Origin of the sequence: Vibrio cholerae ATCC 14035 (assembly GCF_000621645.1) — a bacterium.
Classification (GTDB): domain Bacteria; phylum Pseudomonadota; class Gammaproteobacteria; order Enterobacterales; family Vibrionaceae; genus Vibrio; species Vibrio cholerae.
This window is the reverse complement of the sequence record NZ_JHXR01000003.1, coordinates 77,176-88,905: the sequence shown is the minus strand read 5'-3', so window position 1 is coordinate 88,905 and position 11,730 is coordinate 77,176. Positions and strand designations below refer to the sequence as shown.

Below are 11,730 nucleotides of genomic sequence, written 5' to 3'. Positions count from 1 at the left end.
TTGGTTGGATTTAAGTTGAATCGCAATGGCCGCTATTGCGGCTCATTACCTTGTTGAATTCGACGCAGAGATCGCTCACGGCGAGTCTGTTCACGAGTCAAATCCAACAACGTTTCTTCGATATAAGCTAAGTGAGAATGGGACATTTCACGTGCCTTTTCCGGCTGACCCGAAACAATCGCATCCACAATGTTAGCCCGGTGTTTGCTTACTTTCTCTACCGCTTCAGGGCGGCGATGTAAGAGTTTAAAATTCTGACGAATATTCTGCTCAAGCAGTGGACTCAAGCTGCGTACGATGTGCAGAAGCACAACGTTGTGCGCCGCTTCAGTAATGGCAATCAAAAAGGCCATCACCCGCTCTGCTTCTTCATCCACATTATTCAATGCCTGAGCCTCCGCGATACGCGTGACACAGTGCTGAATACGAGCAAAATCTTCTTCGGTACCACGCAACGCCGCAAAATAGGCGCAAATACCTTCCAGCGCATGACGCGCTTCCAGCAGATCCAGTTGAGTTTCGGAGTGGCTAGACAATAAATTTAGCAGAGGATCAGAAAAGCTCTGCCAAATTCGGTCACTAACGAATGTACCGCCACCTTGACGGCGGGTAAGCAAGCGTTTGGCTTCCAAGCGTTGTATGGCTTCTCTGATCGAGGGGCGAGACACTTCAAACTGTTTGGCCAGTTCGCGTTCCGGAGGAAGTTGCTGACCGGGTGAGAGTGTTCCTTCCACTATCAGTCTCTCCAGTTCTTGTTCAATCACATCGGAGAGCTTTGGCTGACGGATCCTTTGATAAGCCATAATTTATTGTTCTTCTACTCTTATTCTTCTTGCTGGCAATTGGTAATACCAATTTTAAGTTGGTGCAGAAATTAACATAATTAAAACGCCAGTGTCCAGCCGAAAATTGACCTAAATCATAGAACCGCTCACGCTCTAACAATCCAGCAACAATAGTTGATTAAAACAGCAAAAATATTGGTCAGACCAATTACAACTCATATACAGATGGGGACTTGATGGGCTAGAAGTGTCAGTACACTGCTGATTTTGAAGAAAAATGAAGATTTTTTAGCAAGATAAATATTTCTGATTTTTTAGCGAGGCGCTAAATCCAGTTGAGAAGGAGGACATAGGATCATCTTCGTCGCTATAAAGTTGCTCAAATCTCACAACTCAATGCAAACTATTAGGCCATTTCATTGTTTTACCAACACCAATCACATTTAGTTATTATTCAATTAGTTAGTATGCATGGGGTTTTAACTGATAACGTGACTGACAATGAAAAAAACAATCTTAACCAGCGCTATCGCGCTCTCCTTTGCTTTTCCGGCCTTGGCCGCCAATGGAGATATCCATAATGTCACCATTTTGGGTACTTCAGATCTGCACGGCCATTTCATGCCTTGGGATTACTCTGCGGATAAACTCAATCTAAGTGGCAGCTTGAGCCAAATTGCCACCAAGGTGAAAACCATCCGCCAAGAGCAACCTAACGTAATTTTGGTTGATGCGGGCGACACCATTCAGGGCAACTTTGTTGAAACCTTCAAAGATGAAGCGATTGATCCGATGATGCTGGGCTTCAACGAAATGAAGTACGACGTTTGGGTTCTCGGTAATCATGAGTTCGACTTTGGTCTCAAAGTTCTTAATCGATCCTTAACTCAATTTAAAGGGCGCTCTCTGGCGGGTAACATCCAACGTCCTGATGGTAATCCTTTCCTACCCGGTTACACCATTATTGAACGTGGTGGCATCAAGATTGGGGTGATCGGTATGGATACTCCAATGACCCAAGTGTTTGCTGAAGGGACAAATCGGCTCGAAGGCATGACCTTCACTAACCCAACTCTCGAAGTGCAAAAGATCATCAAACAAATTGATCCGCAGGTAGATGCGATTGTATTAGTGGCACACATGGGGATTGAGAATGAAAACGACATCACCAATACCGGTGTTACTGACATAGCTAACGGCAACCCTGAGCTCGATGCGATTGTAGCAGGTCACATGCATACGCTGATTGATAAAGCCGTGGTAAATGGCGTGATCATCACCGAGCCTGACAAATACGGCCGTGCGCTATCGCGTATCGACCTGCAATTTGAAGAGCAAAATGGCAAGTTCACTCTCATCAATAAAGATAGTCTGACCTACAAAATCAAAGACATTACCTCTGACAGCAGAATGGAGTCGCTCTACGAGCCTTACCATAAACGCTTACGTGAAATGGCGAACCGCGAAATTGCCCAACTGAGTGGGGTGAACTTGGTGCCAGAAAACGAAATTCGTGGCATCCCACAAGTGCATGTGCAAGACACAGGCATCAGTGCTCTATTCCAAGAAGCCAGCTTTTTCTATGCGCCCAAAGCCAATGTGATTGCGCTGCAAATTGATAACGACAATGCCAAGTTAGACGTTGGCTCGATCAAAGCCAAAGACATCGCCTACAACTACCAATATGCTGGCGGTGAAATTACGGTTTACCAAATGACAGGCAAAGAGTTGAAACAATATATGGAATGGTCGGCAGGCTACTTCAACTCCGTCAAGCCCGGTGACGTCACTTACAGCTTTAACCCTGAACGTCGTGCATCAAAATACTCCACTAACGATTTTTTTGCGGGAGTCACTTACACCATCGATCTGACTCAGCCAGCAGGTGAACGTATTACCGACTTAAAATTTGCAGATGGCACACCAGTAAAGGACAACAGTGAAATTCGTCTAGGCATGAATAGCTACCGTATGGGGCATCTCACTAAGAAAGGCGGCGTACTGGAAGGACAACAATTCCCAGTGCTGTTTGACACTGAAGCCGAATACGGTGAAGAACAAGGCACGATTCGCAACCTCACCATTCGATACCTCACCGAGCAAAAGCAAGGTAAGTATGAAGGTAAACCGATGCAACGCTGGAAACTGTCTGGTTTAGAAGGATTTGAGAAGGAACGGGAGATCGTTAAAGAGCTGATTAATAGTGGAAAAATGGATGTCCCTGCCAGCGCTGATGGCCGTTACACCAATATTGAATCAATTAATGTCCAAGACCTGATTTTGAAAAACTCAGAAGCGAAAAACGCGGCGATTACGCAGCGCCTATCGCGCCTAGAAAGTGCGCCAGAGAATGAAAAAACCACGCTAAAACGTGAACTGATTTTGTTGGAAGCACTTAATCCTTAATAACGAAAACGCCCTCTTTTTATGAGAGAGGGCGTTGTTTTCAATCATTTCGCTTCCAGATAATCAATCATGAGTTGCAATGATTGATTACCGCGAAACTCGTTGATGTCGAGTTTGTACGCCAAACGTACCGTTTTGACTGAGACATCCGGCCAGCGGCGTAGGTCGACATTAAACGCAATCCCGTCGATCATCACATTGGTTGGAAAGCCTTTATACAGCGGCTCAAGCATCAGTTTGAGGTGTTTTTCGCCAACCAGTTTTTGGTGCAGCACTTTAAATTCACCATCAAATAGGGGTTCAGGAAACGCTTGCCCCCACGGGCCACCGGCACGCAGTAATTCGGCGGTATGCAGCGAAAACTCTTCCGGTTTCAGTTCGCCATCGCTGAGGATGATGCCTTGGAGTGCTGCTTCATCCAGCTCTTCACGCACTAGCTGGTCAAACAATCGGCAAAAATGTTCAAAATTTTGCTCTTCAATGGTTAATCCAGCCGCCATCGCGTGACCACCAAATTTGAGTATGATGCCCGGGTTTTGCGTATCAATTTTATCTAGTGCATCACGCATATGCAGACCGGGAACCGAGCGACATGAACCTTTTAGCTTGCCATCACCACCTTCAGCAAACGCAATCACGGGTCGGTGGTATTTCTCTTTGATGCGCGAAGCAAGAATGCCGATCACCCCTTGGTGCCAATCGCGCTGAAACAGCACTAAACCGTAAGGCAGCTCGCGATCATCGCTCAGTTGCAAACGCTCACAAAACGCGACCGCCTCTTGCTTCATCCCCTCTTCAATCTCTTTTCGGGTTTGATTGAGGCCGTCCAGCTCACTCGCCATACGCCGCGCAGCGTGAATGTTGTTACACAGCAAAAGTTCAACGCCGAACGACATATCATCCAAACGCCCTGCGGCGTTAATCCGTGGTCCAAGCGCAAAGCCAAAATCAGCAGCGACCAAACGGCGCGCATCCCGTTTGGCGACTTCAATCAGAGCTTGAATACCGGGGCGCGCTAAACCCGCACGAATACGCTGCAAACCTTGGTGCACCAAAATACGATTGTTGTCATCCAGTGGCACCACATCGGCGACCGTACCGAGTGCCACTAAATCGATCAGTTCCATCAATTTCGGTTCAACCATGCCTTGCGCGGCAAACCAACCTTGCTGACGCATGTGCACACAAAGTGCCATCATCAAATAGAAAGCAACCCCCACCCCAGCCAGCGCCTTAGAAGGAAAAGCACACTGCTGCAAGTTCGGGTTTACCATGGCATCGACTTCAGGGAGTTCTTGTCCCGGTAAGTGATGATCGGTGACCACCACTTGCAGCCCTTTCTGTTTGGCGTAACGCACCCCTTCCAGTGATGAAACGCCGTTATCCACGGTCATGATCATCTCTGCGCCACGCTCAATCGCTTGATCAACCACTTCAGGGCTCAGACCATAACCATCTTCAAAACGGTTTGGCACTAAGTAATCGACATTACGACTACCGAGCATACGCAGCGCGAGCACGGAAAGTGCCGAACTGGTTGCGCCATCGGCATCAAAATCACCGACGACTATGATGCGTTTTTGCTCAGCAATCGCTGCGAACAGCAACTCAACCGCACGATCAATACCATGTAACTGCTTGAATGAGTGCAGCGCTTTGGCGGCTTTTTCAAGTTGTGCCACGTTGCTTACACCACGGCTCAGGTAAAGCCGACGTAACAGTGGGTCGATGTGGTCGGGGAGAAGTGAGAGATCAGGTTCGGGGCGTCGCTGGATTTCTATCATGCTGTGACAGGCCAAAGTTGCCTCTGGCCTGTTTCCTTAATTAGTCGAAAATGAAAAACTATTGTGTGGCTTGCAGGCGTTGCAGCAATTGCGGCGCAGGCAAATAGCCGCCAACCATCTCACCATTGGGTAAGAAAATCGCTGGAGTACCGCTAATGCCGAGCTCGTGACCCAGCATATAGTGCTGCGCGATGGTCTTTTGGCATTGGGCGATATCTTTATCGGCGGTAATGGTTTTACGATTCACTTTCGCATCGTGCATCGCCGCTTTCGGATCGTTAGAACACCAGATGGCCGCCATTTGATCCGCGACTTGACCTTGCGGCCCCTGACGCGGGTAGGCGAGATAACGCACCGTAATGCCGAGATCATTGTACTCTTTGATCTGGCTGTGCAGACGCACACAGTAACCACACGTGATATCGGTAAATACGGTGATCGCGTATTTCTCATTGGGCGCTTTAAACTCAATCATGCTGTCTTGCAATGCGGCAATTTTCTTGGCGTTGAGTGGCGCTTGGCGTTTAGCCAGCACATCAACATAACCGCCATTACCATCCAGCGCATACAGAGTACCCGCGATAAAGTGCTCACCATCAGGCGAAGAGAACAACACACCACCAGACGTTTGCACTTCAAGCAAGCCATTGATATCAGAGGTTTTTATCTCTTCCACTTGCAATCCGAGTTTGGCAAAGCGCTGCTCAAGCTCGGCTTTATTCAATTGTGCTGGTGCAGTGTTCGCTTGTACGTTGAATGCCATACTCAGTAAAGGAAATGCCAGCCATGTTAGTCGGCGCAGTACGCTCATGAAAATCACCTTATTTTCAAGCCCTTGGATGGTGCTCGTTGTGGAGTTGTTTAAGCCGCTCAGTGGCGACATGAGTATAAATTTGTGTGGTCGATAAATCACTATGCCCAAGCAACATCTGCACTACGCGCAGATCGGCCCCATAATTGAGCAAGTGAGTGGCAAACGCATGGCGCAATACGTGCGGCGAGAGTTTTTCCACATCAATTCCTGCAATAACCGCATAGTGTTTAATGCGATGCCAGAAGGTTTGCCGGGTCATCTGCTGACCGCGGCTACTGGGGAAAACGATATCCGACGTCTGCTCCCCTAGCAGTAAAGACCGTCCCTGCTGCAAAAAAGTTTCAATCCATTCAATGGCATTTTCACCCATAGGCACCAAACGCTCTTTACCACCCTTACCCATGACTCGCACCACACCTTGGCGCAAGCTCATGTTTTCCATGGTCAGTGAGACCAGCTCTGTCACACGCAGTCCCGTAGCATACAGCAATTCCAGCATGGCTTTATCACGCAGCTCAAGTGGACTTTGCGGATCTGGCGCACTCAGCAAAGCTTCAACTTGCGCTTCGCTCAAATCTTTTGGTAAGCGCGTTGGCAGTTTCGGGCTCACCAACAGCGCACTCGGATCATCAGCGCGCACCTTTTCCCGATGCAGATATTGAAACAGGCGACGAATCGCCGACAACATGCGCGCTTTCGAGGTCGGTTTGTAATTTTGCTCCGACAGCCAGCTTTGATACTCCTGCAAACCAGCAAAGCTAATAAAATCGAGCCGATACTGGTTCTGCGCCATCCACTCTAATAGCTTACTCAAGTCATTACGATAAGACGCCACGGTATTTTCTGCCAAACCGCGCTCAAACCACATGGTATCTAAAAATTGTTCCACCAACCCTTGGTCGGGAGATAAGGCTTCGCTCACTCTATCCTCAGCTCTAGCTCTCTTTTTACTGGGCGTTTAATAGCATAAAAATACGCAGGATGCAGGATATTGGCTGCATTCCGATCATTTTTATGGTTAGAATTTGCCATTCCTTCGCAGACAGATACAAATTATTGATGAAGATTGGTCTATTTTATGGCTCAAGCACCTGTTACACCGAAATGACCGCGGAGAAAATTCGCGCCATACTGGGTGAAGAACTGGTGGATATCCACAACGTAAAAGAATCGCCTCTCACTTTAATGAGTGATTACGATCTTTTACTGCTGGGCATTTCAACATGGGATTTTGGTGAAATCCAAGAGGACTGGAGTGCGGTATGGGATCACATCGGTGGCGTGTCGCTAAAAAACAAGTACGTCGCGTTGTTCGGCTTAGGCGATCAAGAAGGCTATGGCGAATGGTATCTGGATGCGATGGGGCTGCTGCACGACCAGATCAAGAAGAGCGGAGCTAACCTGCTTGGCTACTGGCCGAATCAAGGCTACCACTTTGAAGCCTCCAAGGCTTTGACTGAAGATGGCAGCCATTTTGTCGGCCTCGCGCTCGATGAAGATTCACAATATGACTTGAGCGACGAACGCATCGCGACTTGGGTCGAGCAAGTGCTGACCGAGTATCACGATGCGATTTAAGCCCATCCGTGAGCGCTTAATACCCCTCCCCCTTATAGGGGGAGATCGGGAGGGGGTATTTCACACCAAACCAAGCAAAACCCAGCAACTTAAGCACCGCGAGCGCTAAATACCCCGCGCTACCCCTCCCCTAAAAGGGGAGGGAACTCAAAACCAAGCACCGCCCTTACCCCTCCCTCTTCTAGGGGGAGGCAGGGAGGGGTATTTCGCACCAACTAAAACCTATGACTTCAACCCAGCCCGAAAACGCCGCCAGTCAAACACCAAACCGGGGTCGGTTTTACGCAGCGGCGCAATATATTGATGTCCAGTAATGCGCGGCAACGTGATGTGCGGGTAGCGCACCATCAAGGCTTGGGTCAGCTCAGTCAGCGCCTGATATTGCGCATCGGTATACGGCACAAAATCACTCCCCTCCAGCTCAATACCAATCGAGTAATCATTGCACTTGGCTCGGCCTGCAAATGAGGAAACACCCGCATGCCACGCGCGCAGATGAAACGGCACAAACTGCACCACCTCACCATCTCGGCGGATCACGCAGTGCGCCGACACGCGCATCTTGGCGATTACCTTAAAAAACGAATGTTGATTGGCATCCAGCTCGCCCAGAAAAAACTGCTCAATGTACGGGCCGCCAAACTGGCCGGGGGGCAAGCTGATGTTGTGCACCACAAGTAGCGAAATATCCTCACTATCATGGCGCACATCACAATGTGGAGAAGGTACTTTTCTGGCGAGGCGGTACCAGCCTTGACTATCAATCATCCTTACTCCTTGCTTATATCTTGTCGGTTGAGAGTAACGCCAAGCCTATCCCCAAACGACTTGGAGTTGCAGCTAGGCGGCAAGTAAGTCCCCGTGAGCATAGGAAAACTCTGTGATTGGAGTGAACGAACGTAGCCAACACCGCTGCAGCTTCAAGTAGCAAGGGGATAACCTGCGCCCGATTCTACCTTACACCTAACAAATTACGAGATTAGAAGCTGAATTTCTACGCGCCAGCCAGTATCATGACGCGGTTTGGTTTAACACAGCAAATAACACGGACATTCGACTTGCGATGAAAGAGACTCACAACAGTCAGGATCGCCTTGCGTACCTGAAACAGCAACTGCCTGCCGATATTACCCGCAGCGTGATCGACACTCTAAAGGAAGATTTAGGCGGCACACTTGACCCTGCGGCCGACATTACCGCAAGCCTGATTCCAGCCGATCGCATCAGCACCGCGACCATCATCACTCGTGAAGCGGGGGTGTTTTGCGGCCAGTTGTGGGCGGATGAAGTGTTTAAACAGCTCGGCGGCCAAGTGAGCATTGAATGGCATGTGCAAGATGGTGATACCCTCACGCCCAACCAAACCTTGTGCACCTTAACCGGGCCTGCGCGTATTCTGCTCACCGGTGAGCGCAACGCGATGAACTTTATTCAAACCCTTTCCGGTTGCGCCACGGCTACGGCGCGTTATGTGCAAGAGCTCAAAGGCACCCAGTGCCGATTGCTCGATACCCGCAAAACCATTCCCGGCCTGCGCAGCGCACTGAAATACGCCGTGGCGTGTGGCGGCGGTTATAACCACCGTATCGGCGTGTTTGATGCTTACCTCATTAAAGAAAACCACATTATTGCTTGTGGCGGGATCCGTCAGGCGATTAGCACAGCGAAACAGCTCAATCCCGGCAAACCGGTGGAAGTGGAAACCGAAACCTTGGCAGAATTGGAAGAGGCGATCAGCGCCGGTGCCGACATCATAATGCTCGATAACTTTAGCCTTGAGATGATGCGTGAAGCGGTAAAGATTAACGCCGGGCGTGCGGCGCTGGAGAACTCCGGCAATATCACGCTGGATAACCTCAAAGAGTGTGCCGAGACCGGTGTGGATTACATCTCGGTCGGTGCACTAACCAAACACCTCAAAGCCCTTGATCTGTCGATGCGTTTTAAGTCGTAACACTTGAGACTAACTTCAAACATTTCAAACAGTTAACAGGAGGCATCAAGCCTCCTGTTTTTATTTCTCATCGCTCAATTAGCTGCATAAGTTTTTAACTGACTCGAAGTTTTTTGCATTCATCATGCAAATCAATAGGTTAAAACCCTAACTCACTCGAAGAGCGCTCGCGACTCGATTCCCCCCTTGTGTAGCAAGGCATATGCTCACTGCGCTTAATACGCAAACACCTACGGAGGAAATTATGAAAGCGTATAAAAACAAACAACAGAAAGGTTTTACCTTAATTGAATTGATGATTGTGGTGGCAGTGATTGGTGTGTTGGCAGCGATTGCAATTCCTCAATATCAAAATTATGTAAAAAAATCAGCTATTGGGGTTGGCTTAGCAAACATCACAGCACTGAAAACTAATATTGAAGATTATATTGCGACAGAAGGCTCTTTTCCTGCAACAACTGCAGGTACGGCCGCAGGATTTACACGCTTAGGTACTGTTGAAGACATGGGTGACGGTAAGATTGTAATTGCCCCAACAGCATCAGGTGCATTAGGAGGTACAATAAAATACACATTCGATGCTGGTGTAGTATCTAGTTCAAAAATCCAATTAGCAAGAGATGCCAATGGATTATGGACTTGTAGTACCACCGTTACTAGTGAAATAGCACCAAAAGGCTGTACTGCAGGTGCAACAATTAACTAATGCTCACCAACCTTGTTGCTATCTTGCGTCAGGCTGAGTTAATCAGCGCAACGCAAGAACAAGCGGTGGTTACACAGGTTAGCGCTTCGGGGACTTCGGTGCCCGAGGCGCTGCTTGAGTTAAGTATTTTTCACGCCCAAGAACTGACCGAACAACTGAGCCATATTTTCGGCTTGCCGGAAACCGACCTTAGCCGCTACGACTACGCCAACTTGTGCCAACAGCTCGGGCTGCGTGAACTGATTACCCGCTACGATGCCTTGCCGATTGCCAAGCAAGGCAATTTATTGCTGCTTGCGGTCTCTGACCCGACCTTACTGCAAGCCGAAGAAGAATTTCGTTTTGCCACAGGATTACAAGTTGAACTGGCACTGGCCGATCACCGCGCGCTGCAAGCCGCGATTCGCCGTTTGTATGGCCGCTCAATTCAAGGCGCAGCCAACCAAGGGAAAGAGATCAGCCAAGATGAGCTCGCCAATCTGGTTAAAGTCAGTGACGACGAGCTGCAATCCATTGAAGATCTCAGCCAAGATGACTCTCCGGTTAGCCGCTTTATCAACCAAGTGCTGCTCGATGCGGTACGTAAAGGTGCCTCGGATATTCATTTTGAGCCGTATGAAAACCAGTATCGGATCCGCCTGCGCTGCGATGGCATCTTGGTCGAAACTCAGCAACCGGCTAGCCATTTAAGCCGCCGTTTAGCTGCGCGGATTAAAATTCTCTCCAAATTAGATATTGCCGAGCGCCGCTTGCCGCAAGACGGGCGGATTAAACTGCGCCTAAGCCGCGATACCGCCATTGATATGCGTGTTTCGACACTTCCCACTTTATGGGGAGAAAAAATCGTGCTGCGTCTGCTCGATAGCAGCGCCGCCAATCTGGATATTGATAAGCTCGGCTATAACCCGCAGCAAAAGCAACTCTACCTCAACGCCCTGAAAAGACCGCAAGGAATGATTTTAATGACCGGCCCCACCGGCAGCGGCAAAACCGTTTCGCTCTATACTGGGCTGCGCATTCTCAACACGTCACAGATCAATATCTCCACCGCGGAAGATCCGGTAGAAATTAACCTCTCTGGGATTAACCAAGTGCAAGTGCAGCCGAAAATCGGCTTTGGCTTTGCCGAAGCGCTACGCTCGTTTCTGCGCCAAGACCCGGATGTGGTGATGGTCGGCGAAATCCGCGATCTGGAAACCGCAGAAATCGCGGTCAAAGCCGCGCAAACCGGTCACTTAGTGCTTTCCACCCTGCACACCAATTCGGCCGCTGAAACCGTAATTCGTTTAGCCAATATGGGGGTGGAGCCGTTTAACCTCGCGTCCTCACTCAGTTTAATCATCGCCCAACGCCTCGCGCGCCGCCTATGTAAACACTGCAAAATCGCGGTGCGCCCTTCTGCCCTATTGCAAAGCCAATTTGCATTTCAACCCAATGAAATCTTGTATGAAGCGAATGCGGCGGGGTGTAACGAGTGTACGGGCGGCTATTCAGGGCGCGTTGGGATCTATGAAGTGATGGCGTTTAATACCGAGCTGGCGGAGGCCATTATGCAACGCGCCAGCATTCATCAAATTGAACGTTTAGCCAAAGCCAATGGCATGCAAACGTTGCAAGAGTCCGGTCTTGAAAAGCTGCGCGAAGGCATCACCAGCTTTGCCGAGCTGCAGCGTGTGCTCTACTTTTAACTGTTTTATTCGATA

Annotated in this window: 10 protein-coding genes; 5 read left to right on the top strand and 5 right to left on the bottom strand. The window is 49.1% G+C overall.

Annotated elements, in window-relative coordinates:
* Positions 1–32 precede the first annotated feature (32 nt).
* Positions 33–803 carry a pyruvate dehydrogenase complex transcriptional repressor PdhR gene (gene pdhR, locus T411_RS0103915; protein ID WP_000331318.1) on the bottom strand — a complete coding sequence of 257 codons (771 nt, stop codon included), beginning with the start codon at positions 801–803 and terminating at the stop codon, positions 33–35.
* Positions 804–1,286: 483 nt separating this feature from the next.
* Here pdhR and T411_RS0103910 point away from each other — a divergent pair, with 483 nt between their 5' ends.
* Complete coding sequence (locus tag T411_RS0103910; protein WP_000751250.1) at positions 1,287–3,191, top strand: bifunctional metallophosphatase/5'-nucleotidase; 1,905 nt, start codon at positions 1,287–1,289, stop codon at positions 3,189–3,191.
* A gap of 44 nt (positions 3,192–3,235) precedes the next feature.
* Here the strand turns inward: T411_RS0103910 and recJ are convergent, their stop codons facing one another.
* Genes recJ through xerD form a run of 3 tightly spaced genes read right to left on the bottom strand, consistent with a single transcriptional unit; the run spans position 3,236 to position 6,711 of the window.
* A complete protein-coding gene (gene recJ, locus T411_RS0103905; protein WP_000570154.1) occupies positions 3,236–4,975 on the bottom strand; it encodes a single-stranded-DNA-specific exonuclease RecJ in 1,740 nt (579 codons plus the stop codon).
* Between the two features lie 58 nt (positions 4,976–5,033).
* Positions 5,034–5,786, bottom strand: coding sequence for a bifunctional protein-disulfide isomerase/oxidoreductase DsbC (gene dsbC, locus T411_RS0103900; protein ID WP_000115055.1), 753 nt, complete (start codon positions 5,784–5,786; stop codon positions 5,034–5,036).
* Between the two features lie 16 nt (positions 5,787–5,802).
* Positions 5,803–6,711: a site-specific tyrosine recombinase XerD gene (gene xerD, locus T411_RS0103895; RefSeq protein ID WP_001287472.1), complete on the bottom strand. Its 909-nt coding sequence runs from the start codon at positions 6,709–6,711 to the stop codon at positions 5,803–5,805.
* Between the two features lie 137 nt (positions 6,712–6,848).
* Between xerD and fldB the strand changes: the two genes are divergently transcribed.
* Entirely contained in the window at positions 6,849–7,367 is a 519-nt protein-coding gene (gene fldB / locus T411_RS0103890; protein ID WP_000690112.1) for a flavodoxin FldB, read from the top strand.
* Between the two features lie 222 nt (positions 7,368–7,589).
* Here the strand turns inward: fldB and ampD are convergent, their stop codons facing one another.
* Positions 7,590–8,135, bottom strand: a complete 546-nt coding sequence (gene ampD, locus T411_RS0103885) for a 1,6-anhydro-N-acetylmuramyl-L-alanine amidase AmpD (protein ID WP_000567318.1) — start codon at positions 8,133–8,135, stop codon at positions 7,590–7,592.
* Between the two features lie 295 nt (positions 8,136–8,430).
* Between ampD and nadC the strand changes: the two genes are divergently transcribed.
* The 3 genes from nadC to pilB all read left to right on the top strand — a co-directional run bounded on the left by nadC (position 8,431) and on the right by pilB (position 11,715).
* Positions 8,431–9,321, top strand: coding sequence for a carboxylating nicotinate-nucleotide diphosphorylase (gene nadC / locus T411_RS0103880; protein ID WP_000665274.1), 891 nt, complete (start codon positions 8,431–8,433; stop codon positions 9,319–9,321).
* 244 nt (positions 9,322–9,565) lie between these two features.
* The gene (locus T411_RS0103875; protein WP_000649326.1) at positions 9,566–10,027 is read left to right on the top strand and encodes a pilin; all 462 of its coding nucleotides are present in this window, start codon (positions 9,566–9,568) and stop codon (positions 10,025–10,027) included.
* The gene (gene pilB / locus T411_RS0103870; RefSeq protein ID WP_000957200.1) at positions 10,027–11,715 is read left to right on the top strand and encodes a type IV-A pilus assembly ATPase PilB; all 1,689 of its coding nucleotides are present in this window, start codon (positions 10,027–10,029) and stop codon (positions 11,713–11,715) included. Before T411_RS0103875 ends, pilB begins: the two co-directional genes overlap by 1 nt.
* The last annotated feature ends 15 nt before the right edge of the window (positions 11,716–11,730 follow it).